This window comes from Saccharopolyspora elongata (genome assembly GCF_004348985.1).
Lineage (GTDB): Bacteria > Actinomycetota > Actinomycetes > Mycobacteriales > Pseudonocardiaceae > Saccharopolyspora > Saccharopolyspora elongata.
Map to the genome: position 1 here is coordinate 135463 of NZ_SMKW01000002.1, position 23833 is coordinate 159295.

Consider the following 23833-nt stretch of genomic DNA (forward strand, 5'->3'; position numbering starts at 1 on the left):
CATCCATGTTTGGCACGACCGAACGATCCGGGGAGCTGAGCTGGCTCCTGGACGAGCTGGTCCACAACGTGCCGCGAGTCAGACTCGCGCTGCTGCTGTCCAACGACGGCCTGGCCATGGCCGTGTCGTCGGGGGTCCGCGACGAGGACGGCGAGCACCTCGCCGCGGTCGCCTCGGCGCTGCACAGCCTCGCGAAGGGCACCAGCAGGCACTTCGACGCCGGCTCCGTCCGGCAGACGATGATCGAGCTGGACGGCGGCTTCCTGTTCGTCGTGGCCGCCGGCGGCGGCACCTGTCTCACGGTGTTCGCCGACGCGGGCGCCGACATCGGTTTCGTCGCCTACGAGATGGCGCGGCTGATCAACCAGGTCGGCGAGCACATGCACGCCGCGGACCGCTCGCCCGGCCAAGCCGGGGGTGACCGATGACGGCATCGGGGTGCGGGTCGTGAACGGGCCCCACCAGAACTGGTACGACGACGACGCGGGGCCGATGGTGCGGCTGTACGCGATGACCGGCGGCCGCGCCCGGCCGGGTCGCGGCGAGCTGGACATCATCACGCTCGTGGTGGCCGCCACCGCACCCGAGCGCGACCTGACGCTCACCCCGGAACAGGCCGGAATCCTCGGCCTCTGCCGGGGCAGGCGGGTGTCGGTCGCGGAGATCGCGGCCCGCTCGAACCTGCCGCTGAGCGTCGTCCGGGTGCTGCTGGCCGACCTGCTCGACGCCGGGCACGTCCGCATCGAACGCCCCACGCCGCCGCGCGAACTGCCGAGCGAAGACGTACTGAGGGAAGTGATCAATGGCCTCCGCGCGCTCTGACCACCGGATCGGCGGGCCCGTCACCGCGCTGAAGATCCTGATCGCCGGCGGGTTCGGCGTCGGCAAGACGACGATGGTGGGCGCGGTCAGCGAGATCCGGCCGCTGCACACCGAGGAGCGTCTCACCGAGGCCGGCGTCGGCGTGGACTCCACGGCCGGGGTGGAGCAGAAGACCACCACGACTGTGGCGATGGACTTCGGCCGCATCACGTTGCGCGACGAGTTCGCGCTGTACCTGTTCGGCACGCCGGGGCAGGACCGCTTCTGGTTCTTCTGGGACGACATCGCGCAGGGCGCGCTCGGCGCCGTCGTGCTCGCGGACACCCGCCGCCTGCCGGACTGCTTCGCGTCGGTGGACTACTTCGAGCGCCGCGAGATCCCGTTCATCGTGGCGGTCAACCAGTTCACGGGCTCGCGGCGCTTCGGGGTGGAGGAGGTCGCCGCGGCGCTCGACCTCGACCCGGGCACGCCGGTCGTCCTCTGCGACGCCCGGGAACGCGAATCGGCCAAGGAAGTCCTGATCGCCCTGGTGGAACACGCCAGCCGCGTCTACGCCGAACGCCGCTGAGCTTCGACCACTGCGGACCGCAAAAGGGGTGTGCCCGCCGGGATCTCCGGCGGGCACACCCCTTTTGCGGTGTCAGTTCTTCAGGGCGTCGGTGACGGTCAGGCCGTCGCTGGTGAACCGGGCGAGCACGCCCGGGTCGACGCCCGCGATCTCCAGTGCCGCGATGGTCGCCGGGAGGCGAGCGCGGTCGGAGCCGTCGGCGATCTTGAGGGCGATCGCGGTGCCGTCGGGCAGCGCGGCGATCTGCACCGCTTCGAAGCCGTCCTTGGCGATCAGGCCGGGCACCGCCGCCATCAGCGCCGTGGTGTCCCGGCGGGAACCGGCCACCATCTCCGGGTGCGCCCGGAATGCGTGCGCGACGGCGCCTTCCGGGCTGTCGGCCGGCGCGCTGGCGATGCGCCCGGCCGCGGTGGCCAGGCCGCGCAGCGAGACGGCGAACAGCGGTGCGCCGCAGCCGTCGACGGCCACGTTGGCGATCCGCTGCCCGGTCAGCTCCTCCACGGTGGACGCGATCTCGCGCTGCAGCGGGCGCGCGGGATCCAGGTAGTCCGATGTGGACCAGCCCTGCCGGCGGCTGACGTGCAGCATCGACGCGTGCTTGCCCGAGCAGTTGTGCGCCAGCCTGCTCGCCGGGCGGCCCGCGACGAGCCAGGCGTCCCGCTCGGCCGGGTCGAAGGGCAGGTCGGCCGGGTTGCCCAGGTCGGCCTCGGTCGACCCGCCCGACTCCAGCACCCGCAGCGCGCCGGCGAGGTGGATCTGCTCGCCGGAGTGGCTGGCGGCCGTGAGCGCCAGCAGGTCCGGCGGCAGCGAGAGGCCGAGCCGGACCATGGCGACCGCCTGCATCGGCTTGGCCGCCGAACGCGGGTAGCAGGCCGTTTCGGCGTCGCCGGCCTGGAACAGGATCGAGCCGTCGGGAGCGACCACCACGACCGAGCCGTGGTGGACGCTCTCGACGAGGCCGTCCCGCAGCACGTGCACCAGCGGCACGTGCGCGGGAACGCCGACCGGCGGGGTGCGGGTCATCCGTCGGCCTTTTCGAGCACCGAGGTGTCGATCTTGCCGCGGACCCGGAACCAGCCGATGACCAGCGCGATGATGATCACCGGCAGGGCCATCAGCGTGATCCGGCCGATCTCGTCGAAGGCCATCAGGACCACCACCGACGCGAGGAACACGAGCGTGACGATCTCGGTGTACGGCGAGAACGGCAGCCGGTAGCTCGGCCGGGTCGCCTCGCCGCGCTGCGCCTTGCGGACGAACAGCAGGTGGCAGACCACGATGATGGCCCAGGTGGCGAGGATGCCGATGGAGGCGAAGTTCAGCACGATCTCGAACGCCTCGGCGGGCACCACGTAGTTCAGCCCGACGCCGACCACGCAGACAGCGGCGGTCAGCAGGATGCCGCCGTAGGGCACCTGGTTCTTGTTCATCGCGGCGGTGAACTTCGGCGCGGAACCGGCCATCGACATCGACCGCAGGATGCGGCCGGTGGAGTACAGGCCCGAGTTCAGGCTGGACATCGCGGCGGTGAGCACCACCAGGTTCATCACGTCGCCGGCGTAGGGCACGCCGATGTGCGAGAGCACGGTGACGAACGGGCTTTCGCTCTTGCTGTAGGCGTCCCACGGCATGAGCATCGCCAGCAGCACGACGGAGCCGACGTAGAACACGCCGATCCGCCACATGATCGAGTTGATCGCCTTCGGCATGATCTTCGCCGGGTTCTCGGTCTCACCGGCGGCGACACCGACGAGCTCGACGGAGGCGTAGGCGAAGACCACGCCCTGCATGACCAGGACCAGCGGGATCACGCCGGCCGGGAAGATCCCGCCGTGGTCGGTGATCAGCTGCGGGCCGGGCAGGGTGCCGTCGATCGGGTGCTGGGTGACCAGCAGGAAGATCCCGATGAACATGAACAGCACCAGCGCGGCGACCTTGATGATGGCGAACCAGAACTCCAGCTCGCCGAACAGCTTGACCGAGACCATGTTCAGGGTCAGCACGATCGCCAGCGCGATGAGCGCCAGCACCCACTGCGGGATCGGGGTGAACGCCGACCAGTAGTGCACGTACAGCGCGATCGCCGTGATGTCGGCGATGCCCGTGGTGGACCAGTTCAGGAAGTGCATCCAGCCCGCCGTGTAGGCACCCTTCTCGCCCATGAACTCGCGGGCGTAGGAGACGAAGGAGCCGGAGGAGGGCCGGTGCAGGATCAGCTCGCCGAGCGAGCGCACGACGAAGAACGCGAACAACCCGCACACCGCGTAGGCGATCGCCAGCGACGGGCCGGCCTGCGCGAGCCGGCCACCGGCGCCGAGGAACAGCCCGGTGCCGATCGCGCCGCCGATGGCGATCATGTTGATGTGCCGCGCTTTCAGCGACTTGCTGTAACCGGCGTCGCCAGCGTCGGCCACGCCGTCGCCACGCTGCGACGGCTGCAGGGTTTGGTCGGTCATTGGATTCAGCTATCCCCGTTCTCATCAGCTGCGGGCACCGCGGTAGCGGCGGCCCCGACGATGTTGCTGAGCGTGCTTTCGACGTGGGTCAGGTGATGGGTCATCGCCTCGGCCGCGGCGATCTCGTCGCGGCCGCCGATCGCCTCCAGGAGCAACCGGTGCTCGACGTTGGATGCCGGGCGCCGGTCACCGAGCTGGTTCAGCAGGGTCGACTGCCTGGCCAGCGCGTCCCGGATCTCCTCGATGACCTTCGCGAAGACCGGGTTGCCCGATGCCTGGGCGATGGTGATGTGGAACAGCGAGTCCAGCGCCACCCAGGCGGTGTTGTCGGTCTCCTGCTCCATCCGCTCCACCAGCTCGGTGAGCGTGTCCAGGTGGTCCGAGGCGTGCCGGCGCGCGGCGTAGCCCGCGGCCGGGACCTCGACGTGCCGGCGCGCTTCGAGGAGGTCGCGCGCCGAGTAGTGGCCGAACACGGGGTTCTCGACCGGCCGGTTCGACACCACGAACGTGCCCTTGCCGGTCTTCGACGCCGTGAGCCCGAGGGCCTGCAGGGCGCGCAGGGCCTCCCGCACGACCGACCGGCTGACCTCGAACTCCTTGCTGAGGCCGGCCTCGGCGGGCAGCTTGTCGCCCACCGAGTACTCGCCTCGTTCGATGGCGTCGCGGAGGGTCTCGAGGACTGCCTCCATCGCGCCGACTCGCCGGATGCCATGTCCGGCTGCCCGGCTGTCGGACAGGTTCATGGCACGAAAGGGTGAACGCGAACACGTTCTGTTGTCAAGCCTTCGTGTCATTACGCCCGAAAAGGTGAAGTATGACCGTTTGATGCCGATGTGACGCTTGTGCCCGATGCCGTCACTGCCCGGCCGAAATCCGGGGGACGCCACGTGAACCGAGCTCATCTCGACCGATACCATCCCGCCGCTGAGGTGCAGGTCTCCTGCGCGAACCGCAACGTACGGTAACCGGTCGTCGGCGCCCCGCGGCTATGGCCCCGGGCGCCGCCTGCGACATCAGCCGCGCCGGGCGAACACCCCGATCGCGTCGTAGGCGATCCAAGAGCCCTCGTCCTTGTGCAGTTCGAGGACGTTCTCCCCGACGCGGAAGAGCTCGGCCGGCAGCGGCCGCTCCAGGTAGGAGGGCTTCAGCGGTGATCCGGCGGCGGTGCTGTCGCCCAGCGTTGAGCCCTTCGTCGCGCCGCCCGCGAAGACCAGCCGGTCGACGGTGGTCCCGTTGATGCCGAGCACCGCGGAACCGGGGATCGTCGCGTGGCTGTCGATGAGCCACAGTGCCAGGTCGACGCCGGTGGTGGGCGTGGCGGCGAGGTCGAAGCGGAGCCGGAACCGGTGGTCGCGCCGGCCGGCCCAGGAGTCGGCGGGGCCGGGCTGCAGGTAGCTCCAGGCCTTGCGCGGGTCGTCGGTTCCGAGGCGGAAGTCGACGCCGTCCGGGAACGTGGTGGGATACCGCGAGTACCCGTCCGGGGACAGCGCGAACTCGAGCCCCTTGCCGTCGAAGTCGCCGACGGCGGCCAGCGGGATCCCCGACGCGCTCACCGACTCGCGGCTGGTGACCGGGATCGGCGCGGACGGCCGGGAACGCGCGCCGGAGGCGCCGATCGTCACCACCCGGTACGTCCAGCGCTGCGCGGCGCCGCCGAGCCCTTTGTGCTCGAAGTGCGGGTACACGGTCTTGGCCAGCAGGGTCTCCGCTGAGATCCGCACGCCGGAGCCGGGTGCGCCGTGCACCGCGTAGTGGTCGACCACGGTGTGCCACGGAACCGGCGTCCAGTCGACGACGATCCGGGCGAGCTCGCCCCGGCCGCGCAGGCCGGTGACGGCGGGTGGGAAGGGTGCGCCCATCGGAGTCAGGCCTTCCTGTGCAGGCCGGGGCTGCCGGCGGGAGTGCTGAAGCGGGCGACGGTCTCGATCGGGGCGGTCGCGTCCGCCTGCACCCACGGGACGATCTTGAACTCGGACACGAGCTCCTCCGGCGTCATCCGGCAGTGCACGTACCCGCGGCGGCCGTCGTAGAGCTTCACGTACGGGTGCTGCAACCAGTCCGCGGCGTACTTGTCGGTCGGCGCGCCGTCCCCGTCGGAGGCGATCGAGGTGCAGATCAGCTCCACGCCGACGGTGCGCGAGGCCGGGTCGGCGAAGTCGGCCTTGAGCTCGGCGGCGACGTGCTTGTGGATGTCGCCGGTGAGCACCACCGGGTTGCTGGTGCGCTGCATCGCCTCGATCAGCCGGCCCCGCGCGGCGGGGAAGCCGTCCCACTGGTCGGTGCGGTCCTCGGTGATCGCCGCGACGGTGACGCCGTTGGCGATCACGTTCCACGTCGCGGGCGATCCGACCATGCCGTCGTAGAGCCACCGCTCCTGCTCGCCGCCCAGCATCGACCGCTGCTGGGCGGGCAGGTCGAGGGAGTCGCGGAACTGGCGGGTGTCCAGCATGTTGATCCGGGCCAGCGACCCGACGTCGAACCGCCGGTGGACCCGGCCGTCGGGGCCGTTGGGCAGGGCCGCCAGCGACAGCGGCAGGTTCTCGTAGAACGCCCGGTAGGCCACCGCGCGGCGGTGCTCGAAGTGCTCCGGGGAGATGCCGTACTTCGATCGGTCGGCGGTGTAGTCGTTCTGCACCTCGTGGTCGTCCCAGGTCACCAGCCACGGGGCGGCGGCGTGCGCGGCCTGCAGGTGCGGGTCGCTCTTGTGTAGCGCGTAGCGCAGCCGGTACTGCTCCAGCGTCTCGATCTCGACGCGGTGCTCCGGGCCCAGGGCGGGAGCGCCACGCCGCCACAGGTTGCTCTCGGTGATTCCGTATTCGTAGATGTAGTCGCCGAGGAAGAACACCGCGTCCAGGTCCTCGTCGGCGAGATGCCGGTGGGCGGCGAAGTGGCCGTGGTACCAGGCCTGGCAGGAGCCGGTCGCGAAGCTGAACGAGCCGGTGCGCTGGCCGGGCGCCGGCAGCGTCCGGGTTCGGCCCGCCGGGCTGAGCTGCGCGCCGACCCGGAACCGGTAGAAGTACTCCCGGCCGGGTTGCAGGCCGCGGACCTCGGGATGCACGGAGTGCGCGAGTTCGGGGGAGGCGATGACCGTGCCGCGGCGGGCGATCCGGCGAAACCGCTCGTCCTCGGCGACCTCGTACTGCACCGGGACCTGGCGCAATGGCATCCCGCCGTGCCCGTCGGCCGCGAGCGGCTCGGGCGCCAACCGGGTCCACAGCACCACCCCGTCCGGGCGGGGATCGCCGGAGGCGACGCCGAGGGAGAAGGCGCCGTCGCGCAGCGGGCGGCCCGGGGCGGCCCCGGCGGCGTCGGGCGCCGCGATCCCCAGCGCCACCGTCGCGGAGGTGACGCCGGCGAGTTGCAGGAAGGTGCGCCGGTCGAACCCGGGGCGTGTCGAGGTCATCGTGCTCCGATCGGAGGTGCGTGATCGACAGCCTGATCGACGAAAGGGGACGAAAGGTGAAGACCGGATGACGCCTCGGCGGCCGAGACCCGTCCGGCGGGAGCGGTCGCGGCCCGGTTCCGTTCGAGGACAGGACATTGTGGACGGTGCAGGCAGGTCGCACGCTAAGGGTTCGTTTCGGAATGCGGCGTCAGCCGCATTCGGTGTGGGACTCAGCTCGCACCGCCGCGGGTTCTCAGACAGTGCCCACCCCACCGGGGTTCTTGGCGAGGACAGCCCCAGCACCGCGTATTGGTCATACACAAGTCGGGGATCCCGGAGTGAGAAGGCGTGTGAGGTTCCGCTACCCGCACCGCCACGCAAGCCGATCCTGAAATCGTCTCTAAACTGCGTCGGTGCAGATGTCCCTTGAGATTCCCCACGACGTGCACCGCCTGCGGCGCACGATCCGGTTCCTGTCCCGTCCTTACGTGCTCCTCACCCGCATCCTGGGCGGGGTGCTCGCCTTCCTCGGTGTGGTTCTGATCGTGCTGGACACCTCCTCGGCGGTCGGGTATGCGGCCGCCGCCGGCGGGCTGGCGGTCGTGTTCGCGATCGGGCCGATCATGGTCGCGGTGGGGATGCGTACCCAGGCCGCCGCCATCCAGCACGGGTACCGCCTGACGCTGGACGACGAGTGGATGCACGTCGCCTACCCGCTGGTCGAGTCGCGGTGCCGGTGGGAGGGGCTCGATCGTGCGGTGGAGACCCCCGAGGCCTGGTACGTGATGTTCGGCAAGGCGCAGGCCATGGTCGTCCCCAAGGACGTGATGACCCCGCAGCAGCGGGCCGAGTTCGAGGCTTTCGTCGCCAAACGACGCTGATCCGCCCGCATGGTGCGGGTTTCCACTCTCGGGTCGTCGCGGCGGCGCTAAGATCGTCGGCGGAACGTCGCATTGGGCCTGGTGGGATGGGGTGGGTGGCTCGTGGGCGATGAGGGCGAGACCAAGAACGAGCAGAGCGGCACCGTGAACGGGCCGGTCGCTCAGGTCGGCAACGTCTACGGCGGCGTGCACTTCGGTGGGCGGCAACGGGATCCGGTGGTGCCCCGGCAGCTGCCGCCGGCCGTCGCGTCGTTCTCCGGGCAGGCGGACGAGACTGCAGCGTTGAACGCGGTGCTGGCGGAATCCGCCCGCGTGGTGGTGATCTCTGCGGTCGAGGCGACGGCGGGCATCGGCAAGACCGCGTTGGCCGTGCACTGGGCGAACCAGGTGGCCGAGCGGTTCCCGGACGGCCAGTTGTACGCGAACATGCGGGGCTCCGACGCTTCCGGCTGGCCGGTGCGGCCGGGTGACGTGTTGCGGAGCTTCCTGGAGGCGCTCGGGGACGACAAGATCCCGTCGGACCCGGCGGCGCAGGCCGCCCGGTACCGCACGCTGCTGGCGGACCGGCGGGTGCTGGTGGTGCTCGACGACGTCCGCGACGCCGAGCAGGTGCGCCCGCTGCTGCCCGGCGGTTCCGCCGCGTTCGTCGTGGTGACCAGCCGGAACCAGCTGACCGGCCTGATCGCCGAGGGTGCCCGCTCGATCACCCTGGACCCGCTCGGCGCGGACGAGGCGCGCGAGCTGCTGGCCCGCCGGCTGGGCGACGACCGGTTGGCGGCCGAGCGGCAGGCTGCCGATGAGCTGATCGAGCTGTGCGGGCGGCTGCCGCACGCGCTGAGCGTCGTCGCCGCCAGCGCGGCGAGCGCGCCGTTGTCCGCGCTGGCGGCGGAATTGCGGAGTTCGGTCGGCCCGCCGGGTGTCGGCGACCTGCCGGCCAGGATGGCGGCGGTGCTCGAATGGTCCCGGGCGCGCAGTGCGCCACCGCCGGTCGAGGGCGACTGGCGGAGCCGGGTCCGGGCTCCCGGCTGGGTGCGCAGCTCGAAGGTCCTCTTCGCGGCCGCCGCGGCCGTCACGGCGACCACGTTGTTCGTGTCCACCAGCCTGATCGCCGCGTCCAGCTTCCTCGGGCTCGGGTACTTCCTGATCCGGTTCGCCCTGCTCTTCGCCGGGCTCGTGCTCATGGAGCGTCCCGGCGGGCGGAGCGTGATCGGCGCGGGGCTGGTCGTCGCGAACGTGGTCTACTGCCTCGTGGACGCGCTCGTCTCGATCCACGACGATGCCGACGTGTGGGTGTGGCTGGAGTTCTTCTCGGTGATCGCCTTCACCGTCCTGCTGGTCATGCGGTGGGCCCCGTTCGACGCGGTGCCGCGGCGGGCGCGCTTCGTGCCGCCCAGCCGTCGCCCGCTCGCCTACGTCGTGGTCGGGGCGGTCGCCGCGCAGTTCGTCATGCTCTTCGCTGGGATCCCGTACGAATACGGCAGCACGACTGTGATGGCCGATGTCGGCGCGTTGGCGGCGCTGCTACCGGTGGTGGCCATCGGAGGGCTGTGCGCGATCACCGCCCTGACGGAGCCCGGGGACGAATCGCAGCGGGCGTTCGTCGCTGCGACGGTCGCCGCGTACCTCGGCCCGGAACTGCTGCTCCTGCTCGGTTCGCTGCTCCTCGGGCCGCAGTTCACCTACCTCGGCGGCGCTTTCTATTCCGATGGACAGTTCGTCGGTTCCTGGGGCGTTTTCGCTTTCGCGCAAGCGGTCGTGGCGGCGGCTCTGCTGGCGTCGACGCTGGTACTGCTGCGGCGAACCGCCGCGCGGGACTGACGTCAGCGATCCAGGCGCGGGACGTGTCCTGCTGTCCCGACCGACCGTCGTAGTTCTGCGCGGCTGGTGAGTTCCTCGACCACGTCGCTGGCGACAAGGTGGCCGGCGTCGGATGCGACCTGGTCGCAGGGGTGAGCTGATTACGGGGCGACGCTTGCCCGGATCGGTTCTCGCTGCTCCCGAGCATGCGGGACAATGATCTCTACGGTTTGTGCGGCGGCGGGATGTCGGAGACTTGTGGGGCTTTCGTGCGTCAACAGGGACGTGAACTCCGCCCGATTTTTCTTGAGCGCTATCTGCACTCCTGGAATGCCGCTGTCTGTTAGCCGGTTGCCGGAGCCAGGTGATCAGCGTGCAGGGCTTCGAGGGCCTCGGCGGTTGCCGCGTCGGCTGGGAGGTGGACGACCAGGCGGTGGTCGTCGGGGCCTGGGACGGCGAGATTTTCGTAGGCCAGGCGAATCTCGCCGGCGATGGGGTGCGTCCACCGCTCGACGCCGGTCGAGGGCGGGAGGGTCGCCGCGCTCGCGAATCGGCGGCTGAATTCCGCGCCAGCCGTCACCGACAGCTCGTCGGCCAGCGCTGCCGACATCAGATCGCCGAGATCGGTCGCCGCGCGCAATGTCGCGGCCTGCTCGTCCGCGACACGATCCCACTCCGGGAACGTCGTGCGCGCCCTGGCATCGGTGAACACGAACCGCGCGAGGTTCGGCGGGTCGGTGTCGAGGACGCCGATCGGCATCGCGAGCAGCCGGAATCCCTCGGTGTGGGCGAGGATGTCGGATTGCGAGTCGATGATGAACGCGGGACCGGGCTCCAACCGGTCGAGCAGGGCGCGCAGGGTGGGGCGCAACGAGCGCACGGGCGCGGTCGCCTGCGGGCACACCGCTCCGTCGCTGAGCTTGACCAGACGGTGCAGGTGCACGCGTTCCTCGGGCGAGAGGTGCAGGGCGTCGGCGAGGGAGCCGAGCACCTGCCCGGATGGCCGGCGGTCGCTGCCGCGTTCCAGGCGCGTCAGGTACTCGACGCTGATGCCCGCGAGCGCGGCCAGCTCGGACCGGCGCAAGCCCGGGGTGCGGCGCGTTCCGAGCGACGGCCCGGCCTCGGACGGTGCGGTTGCCTCCCGTCGGGCTCGCAGGAATTTGCCCAGCGCTTTGTCGGTCACGCGCCAGAGTCTAGGTGGCCGGGCGCCCGGTGGAAGCGGATCGGCCCGCAGACGGGCCCCGACAGGGCCTCCCTCCGGCAGCCGGCATGTAACAGCCTGGTGGGCATGAGTGCTTCCACCCGCATCGAGTACCTCCGAAGCCGAACCCGCGCCCGTCGTGCGGCGGTCGGCACGGAGGTGGTGTGACGATGCGATACCGGCTGTTCGGCCGAACCGGCCTGCGCGTTTCCGAACTCGTCCTCGGCACCATGGTCATCGATGATGCACGCGAGTGCCGGCGCATCATCGACGCCTACGCCGATGCGGGCGGCAACGTTCTCGACACCGCCTCGGCTTATGGCGAGAGCGAGAGCATCCTCGGCACGGTCGTCGACCGGCGCGACCGCTTCGTCATCGGCACGAAGTACACGTTGTCGCGGGATGCCGCCGATCCCAACGCCGCCGGCAACCACCGCAAGAACCTCGTGCTGTCGCTGGAGCAGAGCCTCCGCCGCCTGCGCACCGACTACATCGACATCTACTGGGTGCACATCTGGGACCGCCACACGCCGGTGGAGGAGACCATGCGCGCGCTGGACGACGCCGTGCGAGCGGGGAAGATCCTCCACATCGGGGTGTCCGACGCGCCGGCGTGGGTCGTCAGCCGCGCGAACACGCTCGCGCAATGGCGGGACTGGACGCCGTTCGCGGGCCTGCAGGTGCCCTACAACCTGCTGAACCGGGACATCGAGCGGGAGCTCCTGCCGATGGCGGAGGCGTTCGGGATGAGCGTGACGACGTGGGCGCCGCTCGCGGCCGGCGTCCTCTCCGGCGCGGTGGGCCGGCGAGTCGATCCCGCCGCGCTCACCGAACGGGACCGCGCGGCGGCCGACGCCGTCCGCAAGGTCGCCGGCGAACTGGGCGTCCGGCCGGCCCAGGTGGCGATCGCCTGGACCCGCAGCAAATCCCCGGCGGTGCTGCCGATCGTCGGAGCCAGCAGCGCCGAGCAGATCGTCGAGAACGTCGGCGCGGCCGACGTCGTCCTGCCCACCGAGGCGGTCGAAGAGCTCGATGCCGCGGTGGAGTTCCGGCTCGGTTTCCCCGGCGACTTCATCGCCGAGTGCGAGCCGAGCCCGTTCGTCTTCGGCGACAACGCGACGAAGGTGGACGCCTGGCCGTCCTGAAGCGTGAGACGCGGTGCGCTGCGGCGTGTTTTCGGGTGCACGGCAAGGGCGTCCGTGCCATCCTCGGCGTCGCGTGATCATCTCGGCTGAGGAGTGGTTCGGTGCCATCGGTTCGTACTGGTTCGGTTGTCGTGCTGGCGGCTGCGCTGGGTGCCGGGGTGCTGGCGTCGCCCGGCTCCGCGCAGCCGGGCCCCGCCCAGGACCTGGACGTCCTCTTCGTCGGCGCGCACCCGGACGACGAGGCATCGCTGCTGTCGACGTTCGGCCGGTGGCGCCACGACCACCAGGTGCGCACCGGCGTCGTGACCATCACCCGAGGTGAAGGCGGCGGCAACGCGGTCGGCCCGGAGGAAGGACCGGCGCTGGGCCTGCTGCGCGAAGGGGAGGAGCGGCACGCGGTCGGTGGCCTCGGCGTCACGGACGTGTACAACCTCGACGAGCCCGATCTCTACTACACGGTGAGCGCCCCGCTGACCGAACAGGCCTGGCGCCACGACGACGTGCTCGCGAAGCTCGTCCGCGTCGTGCGCCAGACCAGGCCCGAGGTCGTCGTCACCATGGATCCCGCGCCCACGCCGGGAAACCACGGCAACCACCAGTACGCCGCACGGCTCGCGCTCGAGGCGTACCGCCAGGCCGCCGATCCCGCGGCGTTCCCCGAGCAGGTCGACGACGAGGGCTTGGCGCCCTGGTCGGTGCGCCGGGTGCTGTCGAACGCGGCCGGAGCGGAGGAGGAGGTCCAGGGACCGGACTGCGAGAAGCGCACCACCCCGGCGGATTCGCCCGGCCCCGAGTACTACGTGCACGGGATAGCCGGCGACATCAACTGGGAGCAGCAGGAACGCGCCGCCGAACGCGAGTACAGGAGCCAGGGTTGGGCCGGGCGGCCGGACATCCCGGCCGATCCCGCACAGGTCGGCTGCGATCACCTCACCGAGATCGCCAACCGCGCGCCGCACGCGCCGGGTGCGCAAGGCGCGGGCGCGCCGCTGCTCGGCGCGTTGCTGCCGATTCCCGGCGGCCTCCCGATCGGCACCGGACTGGCCGCGACCGCGGAGCGCCAGCGGATCACTCCGGGCGAGAGCACTCAGGTCCGCGTCGAGGTGACGGCACCGGCGGAAACGGCGCTGCAAGCGGGCCGGGTCGCGCTGGATCTGCCGCCGGGTTGGGAAGCCCGGGGCGACGGCGCGCACGGGACGATCGAACCGGGGGCGACCGCGCGAGTCGATTTCGTCGTGACCGCGCCGCCGCGGCAGGCCGCTGCGCGGGTGCCGGTCCCGGTGCGGGTCGAAACCCCGCAGGGACGCGCGGAGAGCGAGCTGCGGTTCGACGTCGTGCCACCGGTGGTGGCAGAGCAGGCGCCGCTGCCGGGTGTCGCGGAGTTCCAGCGGTGGACGGCGGAAGCGCGATTCCCCCTGCTGGAGAACAAGGTCCCGCCGGTCCAGACCGTTCCGGCGCTCGGCGAGCGCGACGTTCAGGTGATCGTCCGCAACTACAGCGCGCAGCCCCGCTCGGGTGCGGTTCGGTTCGCGGCGCCGCGGGGATTCGACGTGCCGAACGCGCAGCAGCGGTTCGAGGAAGTCGGTCCCGGTGAAACCGCGTCGCTCACGTACGAGGTGCGCAGCACCGACTCCGGAATCCCCACCGGAATGCAGGGCGGCGACCACGCCTACACCTTGACCGCCCGCACCGACGACGCGACGACGAGCGAGACCACCGCGGCCCTCGAACTGGTGCCTGCCGCGACGATCCCGCAGGCGGGCTCGGATCCGGTGGTGGACGGCGAAGCCGGACCGCAGGAGTACCCGGGCGCCCCGCTCGACGTGTCCGCGTTGTGGGAGGGCGAGCAGTGCTCGGCTCCGGATTGCGCCGCCACGGCAAGGCTGTCCTGGCGCGGCGACAAGCTGTATGCACTGGTCGACGTCGTGGACGACGAGCAGGGTGCGATGCTGGCTCCGGAGGACTGCAAGCGGCACTGGCGCACCGACGCGGTCGAGATCACCATCGACCCGAAGGCGGATTCGGAGAACACGTCGAGCACCTTCAAGGTGGCGGTCCTGCCGTCTACCAGCGGGGCCGGAAATCCTTGCTACGCAAGGGATGCGGACAACCACCAGGGCCCGGGCGAGGAGACCGCGCCGGGCGTGGAGCTCGCGTCGAAGCCCCGCGAGGGCGGTTACGCGGTCGAGGTTGCGATTCCGCTGCAGGACCTGCCGGGATCGGTCGATCCCCGGCGCCTGGGCCTGAACGTCCTGGTGTACGACTCGGACACCCAGGACCTCACCGGCCAGTCCCGGATCGGCTGGTCCACCTGGGGCGGCGTGCAGGGCGACCCGTACCGCTGGGGCCACGCGCTCCTCCAAGACCGGCCCGCGGGAGACCCGGCCCCGCCACCGGCCCCGGTGCTCCCGTTGGACGCGCTGTCCTCAGTGGACTCACCGGGGTCCGTCGAGCAAGCCCTCCGCCTGAGCACCTCGCTGGGCGGTGCCCCGCCGGCGGGTGATTCGGCCACCCGGCTCACGAGCGCACGAGCCGACGGAGGCGAGGTCCACGCGAGCCTGGAGGCGAACGGCCCGGGAAGGATCCACCTGTTCGCGGTGGACGCCGACGGAGCGGTCCTTGCGGACCAGGAGATCGAAGTGGACGGCCAAGGCGAGCGAACCACGACGATCGCGGTCCCCAACGGCAAGCCGACACGACTGCTAGCGGGATTCACCACCCCGACCGGAGCCACGGCGGCATCAGCCGCTGAGATCCGGTAGGCAGCACGCGGAATCGCCAGCACGGCCGTCTACCGCGCCCAGAGCGCCGATGTGTCCGCAATTTCAATGGAAATCGAAGGTCCGATTTCCATTGAAATTGCGGGAGCTGTCCACAGGCGAGACGGGTTGTCCACAGCCGTCGGCGTGTCGTTGTGCCGACGGCGAAGGTCCGGGTCTGTTGGGGGAAAGCCCCGATGACCACGAGACCGGCCCGGGCCAGGGTCGGTGCATGACGTTCTCACGTGCATGTCTGATCGCGGCGCCGCTGTGCTTCGCCGGGTACGGTGTCGTTCGCCTCGTCGGGAGGATGGACGGGCAGTACGGCCCGGGTCTCGACTGGCAGGTCGCCCACCTCGTGAACCTCGTCGGCCTAGCGTTGTTCGTCCCAGCTGTCCTGGGGCTGCGACGCGAGTTGGCGACCCGCGGCCGGACCTTCTGGACCGTCGTCACGTCCGTCGGCGTGGGCACTTCGGTCGTTCAGTTCGCGATCGACGTCGCGGCCGGGCTGCTGGCGACGGACAAGGCCGGGATGCGTGCGATCAGCGCTGAGGTCAGCGCCATCCCGGGTGCGCGCGTCGTCTTCTACGTGGTCGGGCCGCCGTTGCTGTACGTCGGGCTGCTGGCCTTGGCGATCATGCTGGCCAGGGCGAAGGTGGTCGCGTGGTGGTGCCCCACGCTCATCCTTGCCGGATCGATGCTGCCGGTCGTGTCGCTCGACCTGATCCCGGTCGGCGCACTGTGCGTCCTCGCAGCACTGGCCCCGCTCGCGGTTGGTCGCCCCACCAGTCGGCGCCGCGAGGCGGCCGCCGCTGGGACGTGACAGGGTCGCGTCCTGTGCGGGCGCGGCCCCGTTGTCGTTACGGTCGGTCAGAAGTCAGCTTCGAGGTCTTGGCCCGGTGGTGCTTTTTGACCGGGTTGGTCGTCTTGTGCTCGTAGACCTGCGCGCCGGATCCGAAGAGCAGGTAGGCGTTGTCGCCGTAGGTCGTCATGCCTTCGCTCATGCTCGGCGCCCGGAAGCACCCGGCCCGGTCAGAGATGTAGAGGTTGCTGCGGTTCTTGGTGGTGGCCGAGGTGCTGAAGACGAACTTGTCCTCGGTGACCAGCAGTCCCTGGGCCTTCAGGTTGCCCCGAACGTGCGATGCGGACGTCTGATGTGGACGCTTGCGGCGCATGCGTAGGCTTCGGCGGGTGGATGGGCACGAGACGGGAGCAGTGGTGGGACCGGAAGCGCCGTTGATCACGATCGGGGTGCCGGGTTCGTTCGCCTGGAAGGTGTTCCACGAACGCCATCCGGCGATGATCGAGCAGCTGTGCGCCGCGTTCCCCTACGGGGCGGACGTGCGCGGCAGGCTGGCGGAGCTGCTGCGCGAGACGACCGGGGGAGTGGTCGAGCCGCTCGGTGATGACGCACCCGACCACGGCGTTTGGGCGGCCTGGGCGGCGGACCGGCTGGGCAGGCCGTGGTCGGACTGCTCGTTCCTGTGGGCTGAGAGCTACTTCTTCCGCAGGCTGCTCGCAGCCGTCGGATACTTCGAGCCCGGGTCGTGGCGCGGGATCGATCCGTTCGCTCCGATGAAGGAAGCGGAGCTCCGCAGCGCCGGCACCGCCGAGGCGCTGGCGGCGCTGGACGCGTTGCCGCGGCTAAGCGAGGCGGATCGCGATGACACCGTGGTGCGGGCGGCGGTGTGGGGAAACCAGGCCGATCTCGCGTTCCGGATGTCGGCGGGCGCCGAGGGCACTGCGGCCGGGTTGGTGACCGGCGACAGCCAGGTGTTCTGGTCGCTGTTCGGCGAGCCCGGCCCGGTCCACCTCGTCGCCGACAACTCCGCCGGCGAGCTGGCCGCCGACCTGGTGCTGACCGATCACCTGCTGGCGACCGGCCGCGCGGACCACGTCGTCCTGCACGTCAAGCCGGCGCCGTACTACGTCTCCGACGCCACGCCCGCCGACGTCGTCGGCGTCCTGCGCCACCTGGTGGGCCTCGCCGGGGAGGCGGGCGCGGTCGGGCGGCGGATCTGGGACGGCCTGCGGGACGGGCGGATCGAGGTGCGCGCCCATCCGTTCTTCTGCGCGCCGCTGGACTACCGCGCCATGCCCGCTGATCTGCGCGCCGAGCTCGCGTCCGCGTCGGTCACCATCATGAAGGGCGACCTGAACTACCGGCGCCTCGTCGGCGACCGGTACTGGCCAGCCACCACGCCGTTCGCCGACGTCGTCGGCCACTTCCCGTCCCCGGTGGTCGCGCTGCGCGTCCTGAAGTCGGAGGTCGTCGTGGGCCTCGACGACGCGACCGCCGCCGCGCTGGACGGCACCGGCGATGCCTGGCGGACCAGCGGCTCCCACGCGCTCGTCCAGGCGGCGGTCCCCGGCGGTGCAGCGGTCGCACGTTGACCGACGTGGTTGCGCCGCAAGGGGTTCGGGGTCAGATGCCGGTCGGGGACTCGCGCACGTCCCGGGCGAGGTCGGCCAGCCCGAGCCGGTCGAAGGCTTCGGCGGCGATGTGGCTGCCGATGAGCAGGCTCGACGTCGCCGCCGGGGATGGGGCGTTGAGCACGTGGATCGCGCGCGGGGTGTGGCTGATGACGAAGTCGTCGACCAGTTCGCCGGTGGGCTTGACGGCCTGCGCCCGCACGCCGCTGCCGTGCCTGCGCAGGTCCTCGCCGTTGATCTCCGGGATCATCCGGCGGACTTCGCGGACGAACAGCGGCCAGACCAGCGAGCGCCCGATTTCCGCGAGGCCGTACCGCCAGTAGCGCCGGGCGAGCCCGCGCAGCGCGGGGTCGAGCAGCAGTTCGCGCAGCATGCGCGGGTCGACGTCGCGCCACCGGTAGCCCTGCCGCGCCAGGGCGGGCACGGCGTTGGGTCCGACGTGCACGGTGCCGTCGAGCATCGGCGTCACGTGCACGCCGAGGAACGGCAGATCCGGGTCGGGCACCGGGTAGACCGGGTTGTTGATCAGGCCGCGCCGGGCCGGGCGGATCTCGGCGTACTCGCCGCGGAAGGGCATGATCCGCACCGGCGGCCGGTGCCCGGCGGCCTCGGCGATCTTGTCGCTGTGCAGGCCGGCGCAGTTGACGATGATCCGCGCCCGCACCTCGCCGGTTGAGGTGTGGACGACGGTCCGGTCGCCCGCGGCGGTGAACGACCGCGCCGGCGAGTTCGTGCGCAGGTCGGCGCCGAGCCCGGTGAGCTCGGCCGCGAAGGCGCGGCACACCTGGCCGAAGTCGGTCATGGCGGTGTCGGCGACCGCCAGCGCGCCGACACCGGCGACGTGCGGTTCCCGCTCGGCGATCTCGCCGCGGCTCAACCGCTGCACCGTGACGCCGTTCTCCCGGCCCCGGGCTTCGAGCGCGTCCATCCGCGGCAGCTGCTCCTCGGCCGTGGCGACCACGATCTTGCCGGTGCGCTTGACCGGCACACCGTGCTCGTCGCAGTAGCGGATCATCGCTTCGCCGCCCGCGCGGGCCAGTCGCGCCTTGAGGCTGCCCGGTGCGTAGTACAGGCCGCTGTGGATCACGTTGCTGTTGTGCCCGGACTGGTGGGCGCCCCACCGCGATTCCTTCTCCAGAACGGTCACGGAGGCATCCGGATGCGCGCGCAGCACCGCCCTCGCCGTTGCCAGCCCGAGCAATCCGCCGCCGATGATTGCGACGTCGACGTCACCGGACATCCGGGAACCTTCCCTTCGAGTTGATCCGCAGCGAATGTATACAGTCGCTGCGGAGAGGGCAATGAGTATCCTGGCGCGGTGACTCGTGCAGCCCGGACCAGCAACAGCGCCGAGGTGATCGCCGCGCGGCTGCGGAAATCCATCCGGGGCGGCGAGCTCCTCCCGGGCACCCGCCTGGTCCAGGAACAACTGGCCGGCGAACTGGCGGTCAGCCGCATTCCGCTGCGCGAGGCGCTGCACGCCCTGGCCGCCGAAGGCCTCATCGAGGTGCAGCCGCAGCGCGGCATGATCGTCGCCGAGCTCAGCCGCGACGACATCACCGAGCTTTTCGAGCTGCGCCTCCGGCTCGAACCGCACCTCGCCGAGGAGATCGTGCGCGGCTGCCGCGAACGCGACGTCGACGAGCTGCAGGCGATGGCCGATCGGATGCGCGAGAAGGGTGCCGACGCGGCGGGCCGCGCGTCCCTCAACTACCAGTTCCACCGCCGGATCTACGACCTGTCCGAGCGACGGCTCGCGCTGCGCTTCATCGACCAGCTGCTGCACCTCGTCGAGCCCTACAGCCGCCGCTGGGTCCGCTCCGGGCGCGACCTGAAGCGCATCGACGACGAACACCAGGCGATGGTCGACGCCCTCCGGGCTCGCGATGCGCAAGCGCTGCGACGCGTGATCACGGCCCACGTCGAGGGCGCCCGGGACCACGTCCTCGCCGCCCAGACCTGAGCATCGCGCGGCGTACCGGGCCCGTCACCGGCTGTTCAACACCGTCCACAACGGACTCGCGACGGCCCGCCGGAGCCGACCCGGCCTTGGCGCGGACCAGGGGCTCCATGATGTGCTACCTCGGCGACCGACCGGAGTTGAGGAGAGACGATGAGGCTGCGCGAGCTGGTGCACGAGTTCGACCTCGGGTTGTCCGTCGTGGAAGCGGGCGCGGCCGGGCTCACCGGCGAGGTGCGCCGCGCCTACGTGACGGACCTGCCGGATCCGAGCCGGTTCCTGCTCCCCGGTGACCTCGTGCTCACCAGCTGCCTCTGGTACCGCGAGCCCGCCGACAGCCGGCCGTTCGCTGCGGCGCTGGCGCGCAGCCGGGCGGCCGGGCTGGTCGTCGGGCTGCTCGTCACCAGGGCGATGCCCGCGGGCCTGGTGGCCGCGTGCGCCGAGCTCGGCCTGCCGCTGCTGGTGATCGCCGAGGACCGGTCGTTCACCCCGGTCTGCGAGACCGTGCTGGCGGAGAAGCAGCGGCTTTCCCTGCAGCAGCGGCAGATCGCCGACCTCGTCGGCGTGCTCGGCTCGGACACCGCGGCGCCCGGCGAGGTGTCGGCGCACCTGCGGATGCTCGGCGCTGACCCGCACCTCCCGACGGTCGTGGTCGCTGCCTCGGCCGGCCCCGGCGACGGCCTGGCGGAGAACCTCGCCGACCTGCTGGCGGCCCCCGGCCGCCGCCTCCTCGTGCACGCCGACGACGACAAGGCCGTGCTACTGGTCAACGGCGCGGCCGAGCACCTCGACGGCGTGGCCGCCGAGTTGTCGGCGGCCGAACTGCCTGGCCGGCCCCGGCTGCTGGCGGGCGTGAGCGAGCGGACCGCCAGCGTCAGCGACCTGGGTTCGGCGCTGGAGATCGCCCGCCGGCGGCTGCGTTCCGCGCGGGGCCACGGGCCGGGCCGGGCGCCGTTGGTGGTGTCCGGGTCGAAGGTCGATTCGCACGCCGTCCTGCTGTCGGCGTTACCGGCCCGGCTGCGCCGCTCGTTCCGGCACCACATGCTCACGCCGCTGGCCGACTACGACGCCGTGCACGGCTCGGACCTGATCGGCACCCTCACGTCGTTCCTCGAATCCTGCGGTTCGTGGCAGCGCTCCGCGGAGGAGCTCCACGTGCACGTGAACACGCTCCGGTACCGGATCCAGCGCATCGAGCAGCTGACGGGCCGAAGCCTGTCCTCGATGCGCGACCGCGTCGACCTCTACCTCGCGCTCACCTGCCTGGACGTCGCCGAGAACAACCAGCCCGCAACGGGCACGGCCTGACGGCGTGATCCGGGCAAGTGGCTCGATCCGACCCGAGATCGGTAAGCCCCGGTAAGATCCTTACCTTGAGTGACAAGGAGCCCCGCCCACACTCTTCGAGTCAGGACGTGTCCATGCCCAAGCGCGCCAACGATCAAGGCGAGTCGACGAAGAAGCGCTCGCTCGTGGCCATCTGCACCATCGTCGCCGTGCCTATCGGACTTGGCGCCTGGCTCTTCCCGGACGTCGGGAAGCAGCTGTTCGGAGGTTTCACCAGTGCCCCGCCGGGTTCCTCGTCGCCTTCGCTGGCCCTGAAGTTCACCGGCAAGGGCGGATCGTGCCAAGGCCAGATGATCGATTTCGACGAGGTGCAGGGCGACCGGGTCAGCACCGCGCTCGAACCCTACGACGACGTTCCCGCCGGCACCGACCTCGTCTGGGACACCTGTGACGGGGCCTGGAACATCACCGGGTACCGGACCGAGGCGAAGGTGGCCCGGATGGGCAAGGACAAGCAACCGAGCAGGGACGACTGCCGGCACGCGGTGGAGCGCGCCCCGAACGGGGTCGACTGGGTGTACGAACCCGGATCGGGCAGCGTCGAATCGAGCTCGGACGGCGATCTGGGGGCAGGTTCGTCCTTCTGCATCCAGACCTCCGGCGGCTCGCTGGTCCTCTTGCAGGTCACGCACGGACCGGCGACCAACAGCGTGCCGGTCGTCGAAACCACGGTCTGGAATCACTGACCGGCACCGCGTCAGGACGGGAGTTCGCCGGCGACGAGGACGCCGCGGCAGACGACCGCGACGATGTTCTCCGGCGCCAGGTCGGCCGCCCGCTCCCAGGGCCTGCCGCGCAGGACGATGAAGTCCGCGCCCAGGCCCGGCGCGATCCGCCCCGTGACGTTCCCGAGGCCCATCGAGGCGGCGGCGTCGGAGGTGGCCGCGCGCAGCGCGGTCTCCGCGTCGATGCCGAGGACCTCGGTCATCCGGACCACCTCGGTCAGCTGGTCGCCGAACTCGACGAAGTAGCCGCTGGCGTCGGTGGCGAGCACGAACCGCACCCCGGCGCGCGCCGCGGCCCGGAAAAGCTCGTCGCGGCGGGCGACCAGCTCGGCGGCCTTGTCGCGGGCCTCCGCGCTCGCGGCGGCCTTGCCCCGCGCGATGATCTCGTTGATCAGCAGCGTCGGCCCGACCGGAGTCCCGCGCGCGGCCAGCACCTCCGCCTGTTCCGCGGTGAGCTCGGTGCCGTGCTCGATGGAGTCCGCGCCTTCCTCCAGGGCGATCTGGATGCCGATCTCCGAGTGCGCGTGCGCGGACACGAGCATGCCCAGCGCGTGCGCCTCGTCGATGGTCGCCCGGAGCTCCTCGCGGGTGTGGTTGCGCCAGCCGACCTTGTCGCCGATCGACAGCACCCCGCCGCTGGTGAAGATCTTGATCCCGGTGAGCCCGGCCCGCGCCCAGGTGCGCACCAGCTTGCGGCACTCGTCGGGGCTGTCGGCCAGCGGCGCCCGCTCCTTCACCGCGGGCGGGACGAACAGGTCGCCGTGACCCGCGGTCATCCCGACCGGGCCGCTGACCAGCAGCCGCGGCCCAGGCATGATGCCGAGTTCGAACGCCCGCCGCGCCGCGGCCTGCGCCTGGTCGCCCGCGAGGTCCCGCAGCGTCGTGACGCCCCGGCGCATCGCCTTCTGCGCGTTCGCGGCCGCGTGCAGCGTCTGCTCCTCGCGCGTGGTGACCAGCGGGAAGGTGAACGTGTCGGTGCCGCCGTCGCCCTCGCCGGCGAAGCCGAGCAGGTGGACGTGCGTGTCCACCAGGCCCGGCAGCACGCACAACTCCGGCCAGCGCTCCTCGGCGGCGGGCGTGACCTCCTCGATGCGGTCCGGCGCCCACGCCAGGCCGCTGACCCCGACGTCCCGGGTGCCGTCCCAGACCCTGATGCCGTCCAGCCGATGCGTCATGCGGTCACCTCCGCCTTCCAGCGGGCCTTCTGCTCCGCCGGGGCGAAGCAGGCGTCGAACGAGTTGCGGGCCAGCGTCGCGAGCTGCTGGTCGTCCAGGCCGAGTTCGCTGCGCAGCGCCGCGAAGTTGTCGTCGACGTAACCGCCGAAGTAGGCGGGGTCGTCGCTGTTGACGCAGACGAGCAGGCCCTCGTCGAGCATCGCGGGCAGGACGTGATCGGCCAGCTCGCCCACCACCCGCAGGGCCACATTGGACAGCGGGCAGACGGTGAGCGGCACCTGCTCCTCGCGCAGCCGCCGCACCAGCTTCGCGTCCTCCATCGCGCGGATGCCGTGGTCGATCCGCTCGACGCCGAGCACGTCCAGCGCCTCCCACACGTAGTCGGGCCCGCCCTCCTCGCCGGCGTGCGCGACGCGGTGCAGCCCCTCGGCCGCCGCCATCCGGTACACCTCGCGGAACAGCGACGGCGGGTGCCCGACCTCGGCGGAGTCCAGGCCCACGCCGATGAACCGGTCGCGGAACGGCAACGCGGCCCGGAACGTCTCCTCCGCGGCGTCCGCGCCGAGGTCCCGCAGGAAGCACAGGATCAGATCGGTCGAGATGTCGCGGGCGTCGTCCAGCGCGCCGGAGAGACCCGCGAACACCGCCTCCAGCGGCACGCCGTTGCGCAGGTGGGTCTGCGGGTCGAAGAAGATCTCGGCGCGCCGCACGCCTGCCTGCGCGGCCCGCGCCAGGTATGCGCTGGTGAGGTCGTAGAAGTCCTGTTCGGTGCGCAGCACCGGCAGGTTCGCGTAGTACAGATCGAGGAACGACTGCAGGTCGGTGAACCGGTACCGGGCGCGCAGCTCGTCGATGTCCGTGGTCGGCAGCTTCACCCCGTTGCGCGCCGCCAGGCGGACCAGCATCTCGGGCTCCAAGGTGCCCTCGATGTGAATGTGCAACTCCGCCGTCGGCAGCATGAACGTGTCTCCTCCCACCGTCATCGCCCCACAGCCAACCGGAACCGCCCGCGCGCCGCTTCGGCGGATCGCCCAAGGTTTTCCCCACGTGCCCCGATCGGGCCTGCAACTTCGACACAGCACCGTAACGTCCTTGTAGGACCCTCCAACGATCGCGTCCGGACCGGGCCGGATCTTTCGTCTGCGCGCACATGGATCGCGCCTGCGCCGTTTGTTTGAC

General features: G+C 71.2%; 22 protein-coding genes. 12 read left to right on the forward strand and 10 right to left on the reverse strand.

Going from position 1 to position 23833, the window contains the following annotated elements:
• Positions 1 to 5 precede the first annotated feature (5 nt).
• From E1288_RS02335 to E1288_RS02345, 3 genes are read left to right on the forward strand one after another with little or no spacing between them, the layout of a single operon-like run.
• Complete coding sequence (locus tag E1288_RS02335) at positions 6 to 428, forward strand: roadblock/LC7 domain-containing protein (RefSeq protein WP_132479929.1); 423 nt, start codon at positions 6 to 8, stop codon at positions 426 to 428.
• 19 nt (positions 429 to 447) lie between these two features.
• Positions 448 to 822, forward strand: coding sequence for a DUF742 domain-containing protein (locus E1288_RS02340; protein WP_235883288.1), 375 nt, complete (start codon positions 448 to 450; stop codon positions 820 to 822).
• Positions 803 to 1390: a GTP-binding protein gene (locus tag E1288_RS02345; protein WP_132479932.1), complete on the forward strand. Its 588-nt coding sequence runs from the start codon at positions 803 to 805 to the stop codon at positions 1388 to 1390. The genes E1288_RS02340 and E1288_RS02345 overlap by 20 nt, the downstream gene beginning before the upstream one ends.
• A 72-nt stretch (positions 1391 to 1462) precedes the next feature.
• On the opposite strand, the gene E1288_RS02350 is transcribed toward E1288_RS02345, so the two are convergent.
• From E1288_RS02350 to E1288_RS02370, 5 genes are all read right to left on the reverse strand, one after another.
• A complete protein-coding gene (locus E1288_RS02350; RefSeq protein ID WP_132479935.1) occupies positions 1463 to 2413 on the reverse strand; it encodes an asparaginase in 951 nt (316 codons plus the stop codon).
• The gene (locus E1288_RS02355) at positions 2410 to 3846 is read right to left on the reverse strand and encodes an amino acid permease (protein ID WP_132479938.1); all 1437 of its coding nucleotides are present in this window, start codon (positions 3844 to 3846) and stop codon (positions 2410 to 2412) included. The genes E1288_RS02350 and E1288_RS02355 overlap by 4 nt, the downstream gene beginning before the upstream one ends.
• A gap of 5 nt (positions 3847 to 3851) precedes the next feature.
• A complete protein-coding gene (locus tag E1288_RS02360) occupies positions 3852 to 4535 on the reverse strand; it encodes a FadR/GntR family transcriptional regulator (protein ID WP_165967958.1) in 684 nt (227 codons plus the stop codon).
• Between the two features lie 324 nt (positions 4536 to 4859).
• Positions 4860 to 5705 (reverse strand): polysaccharide lyase family protein, encoded by an 846-nt coding sequence (locus E1288_RS02365; RefSeq protein ID WP_132479944.1) that lies wholly within the window; start codon positions 5703 to 5705, stop codon positions 4860 to 4862.
• A gap of 5 nt (positions 5706 to 5710) precedes the next feature.
• Positions 5711 to 7249, reverse strand: a complete 1539-nt coding sequence (locus E1288_RS02370; RefSeq protein ID WP_132479947.1) for an alkaline phosphatase D family protein — start codon at positions 7247 to 7249, stop codon at positions 5711 to 5713.
• A 401-nt stretch (positions 7250 to 7650) separates the two neighbouring features.
• Between E1288_RS02370 and E1288_RS02375 the strand changes: the two genes are divergently transcribed.
• Together E1288_RS02375 and E1288_RS02380 are read left to right on the forward strand one after the other, a co-directional pair.
• A complete protein-coding gene (locus E1288_RS02375; RefSeq protein WP_235883307.1) occupies positions 7651 to 8112 on the forward strand; it encodes a YcxB family protein in 462 nt (153 codons plus the stop codon).
• A gap of 102 nt (positions 8113 to 8214) precedes the next feature.
• Positions 8215 to 9930 carry an NB-ARC domain-containing protein gene (locus E1288_RS02380; RefSeq protein ID WP_165967948.1) on the forward strand — a complete coding sequence of 572 codons (1716 nt, stop codon included), beginning with the start codon at positions 8215 to 8217 and terminating at the stop codon, positions 9928 to 9930.
• A gap of 322 nt (positions 9931 to 10252) precedes the next feature.
• Here the strand turns inward: E1288_RS02380 and E1288_RS02385 are convergent, their stop codons facing one another.
• A complete protein-coding gene (locus E1288_RS02385) occupies positions 10253 to 11092 on the reverse strand; it encodes a helix-turn-helix domain-containing protein (protein ID WP_132479956.1) in 840 nt (279 codons plus the stop codon).
• Between the two features lie 188 nt (positions 11093 to 11280).
• Here E1288_RS02385 and E1288_RS02390 point away from each other — a divergent pair, with 188 nt between their 5' ends.
• The 3 genes from E1288_RS02390 to E1288_RS02400 all read left to right on the forward strand — a co-directional run bounded on the left by E1288_RS02390 (position 11281) and on the right by E1288_RS02400 (position 15837).
• Positions 11281 to 12255: an aldo/keto reductase gene (locus E1288_RS02390; RefSeq protein ID WP_132479959.1), complete on the forward strand. Its 975-nt coding sequence runs from the start codon at positions 11281 to 11283 to the stop codon at positions 12253 to 12255.
• 101 nt (positions 12256 to 12356) lie between these two features.
• Positions 12357 to 15017 carry a sugar-binding protein gene (locus E1288_RS02395; RefSeq protein ID WP_132479962.1) on the forward strand — a complete coding sequence of 887 codons (2661 nt, stop codon included), beginning with the start codon at positions 12357 to 12359 and terminating at the stop codon, positions 15015 to 15017.
• Positions 15018 to 15246: 229 nt separating this feature from the next.
• Positions 15247 to 15837: a hypothetical protein gene (locus tag E1288_RS02400; protein WP_132479965.1), complete on the forward strand. Its 591-nt coding sequence runs from the start codon at positions 15247 to 15249 to the stop codon at positions 15835 to 15837.
• A gap of 37 nt (positions 15838 to 15874) precedes the next feature.
• On the opposite strand, the gene E1288_RS02405 is transcribed toward E1288_RS02400, so the two are convergent.
• Positions 15875 to 16189 carry a hypothetical protein gene (locus E1288_RS02405; RefSeq protein ID WP_132479968.1) on the reverse strand — a complete coding sequence of 105 codons (315 nt, stop codon included), beginning with the start codon at positions 16187 to 16189 and terminating at the stop codon, positions 15875 to 15877.
• Positions 16190 to 16205: 16 nt separating this feature from the next.
• On the opposite strand from E1288_RS02405, the gene E1288_RS02410 reads away from it, so the two are divergent.
• Positions 16206 to 17408, forward strand: coding sequence for a damage-control phosphatase ARMT1 family protein (locus E1288_RS02410; protein ID WP_207954131.1), 1203 nt, complete (start codon positions 16206 to 16208; stop codon positions 17406 to 17408).
• A 31-nt stretch (positions 17409 to 17439) separates the two neighbouring features.
• Here the strand turns inward: E1288_RS02410 and lhgO are convergent, their stop codons facing one another.
• A complete protein-coding gene (gene lhgO, locus E1288_RS02415; RefSeq protein WP_132479974.1) occupies positions 17440 to 18687 on the reverse strand; it encodes an L-2-hydroxyglutarate oxidase in 1248 nt (415 codons plus the stop codon).
• A 78-nt stretch (positions 18688 to 18765) separates the two neighbouring features.
• Here lhgO and E1288_RS02420 point away from each other — a divergent pair, with 78 nt between their 5' ends.
• The 3 genes from E1288_RS02420 to E1288_RS02430 all read left to right on the forward strand — a co-directional run bounded on the left by E1288_RS02420 (position 18766) and on the right by E1288_RS02430 (position 21440).
• A complete protein-coding gene (locus tag E1288_RS02420; RefSeq protein ID WP_132479977.1) occupies positions 18766 to 19410 on the forward strand; it encodes a GntR family transcriptional regulator in 645 nt (214 codons plus the stop codon).
• A 150-nt stretch (positions 19411 to 19560) separates the two neighbouring features.
• Positions 19561 to 20715, forward strand: a complete 1155-nt coding sequence (locus E1288_RS02425) for a PucR family transcriptional regulator (protein ID WP_132479980.1) — start codon at positions 19561 to 19563, stop codon at positions 20713 to 20715.
• Between the two features lie 113 nt (positions 20716 to 20828).
• Positions 20829 to 21440 carry a hypothetical protein gene (locus tag E1288_RS02430; RefSeq protein ID WP_132479983.1) on the forward strand — a complete coding sequence of 204 codons (612 nt, stop codon included), beginning with the start codon at positions 20829 to 20831 and terminating at the stop codon, positions 21438 to 21440.
• Between the two features lie 11 nt (positions 21441 to 21451).
• On the opposite strand, the gene E1288_RS02435 is transcribed toward E1288_RS02430, so the two are convergent.
• On the reverse strand, positions 21452 to 22654 hold the full coding sequence (locus E1288_RS02435) for a metal-dependent hydrolase family protein (RefSeq protein ID WP_132479986.1): 1203 nt from the start codon (positions 22652 to 22654) through the stop codon (positions 21452 to 21454).
• A complete protein-coding gene (locus E1288_RS02440; RefSeq protein ID WP_132479989.1) occupies positions 22651 to 23613 on the reverse strand; it encodes an adenosine deaminase in 963 nt (320 codons plus the stop codon). Before E1288_RS02440 ends, E1288_RS02435 begins: the two co-directional genes overlap by 4 nt.
• Positions 23614 to 23833 lie beyond the last annotated feature (220 nt).

Bases quoted from the DNA above. Each gene is read 5' to 3' on its own strand.
- E1288_RS02335 (WP_132479929.1), top strand. From the start codon at position 6: ATGTTTGGCACGACCGAACGATCCGGGGAGCTGAGCTGGCTCCTGGAC.
- E1288_RS02345 (WP_132479932.1), top strand. From the start codon at position 803: ATGGCCTCCGCGCGCTCTGACCACCGGATCGGCGGGCCCGTCACCGCG.
- E1288_RS02350 (WP_132479935.1), bottom strand. From the start codon at position 2,413: ATGACCCGCACCCCGCCGGTCGGCGTTCCCGCGCACGTGCCGCTGGTG.
- E1288_RS02355 (WP_132479938.1), bottom strand. From the start codon at position 3,846: ATGACCGACCAAACCCTGCAGCCGTCGCAGCGTGGCGACGGCGTGGCC.
- E1288_RS02360 (WP_165967958.1), bottom strand. From the start codon at position 4,535: ATGGAGGCAGTCCTCGAGACCCTCCGCGACGCCATCGAACGAGGCGAG.
- E1288_RS02365 (WP_132479944.1), bottom strand. From the start codon at position 5,705: ATGGGCGCACCCTTCCCACCCGCCGTCACCGGCCTGCGCGGCCGGGGC.
- E1288_RS02370 (WP_132479947.1), bottom strand. From the start codon at position 7,249: ATGACCTCGACACGCCCCGGGTTCGACCGGCGCACCTTCCTGCAACTC.
- E1288_RS02375 (WP_235883307.1), top strand. From the start codon at position 7,651: ATGTCCCTTGAGATTCCCCACGACGTGCACCGCCTGCGGCGCACGATC.
- E1288_RS02390 (WP_132479959.1), top strand. From the start codon at position 11,281: ATGCGATACCGGCTGTTCGGCCGAACCGGCCTGCGCGTTTCCGAACTC.
- E1288_RS02400 (WP_132479965.1), top strand. From the start codon at position 15,247: ATGACGTTCTCACGTGCATGTCTGATCGCGGCGCCGCTGTGCTTCGCC.
- E1288_RS02405 (WP_132479968.1), bottom strand. From the start codon at position 16,189: ATGCGCCGCAAGCGTCCACATCAGACGTCCGCATCGCACGTTCGGGGC.
- lhgO (WP_132479974.1), bottom strand. From the start codon at position 18,687: ATGTCCGGTGACGTCGACGTCGCAATCATCGGCGGCGGATTGCTCGGG.
- E1288_RS02425 (WP_132479980.1), top strand. From the start codon at position 19,561: ATGAGGCTGCGCGAGCTGGTGCACGAGTTCGACCTCGGGTTGTCCGTC.
- E1288_RS02430 (WP_132479983.1), top strand. From the start codon at position 20,829: ATGCCCAAGCGCGCCAACGATCAAGGCGAGTCGACGAAGAAGCGCTCG.
- E1288_RS02435 (WP_132479986.1), bottom strand. From the start codon at position 22,654: ATGACGCATCGGCTGGACGGCATCAGGGTCTGGGACGGCACCCGGGAC.
- E1288_RS02440 (WP_132479989.1), bottom strand. From the start codon at position 23,613: ATGCTGCCGACGGCGGAGTTGCACATTCACATCGAGGGCACCTTGGAG.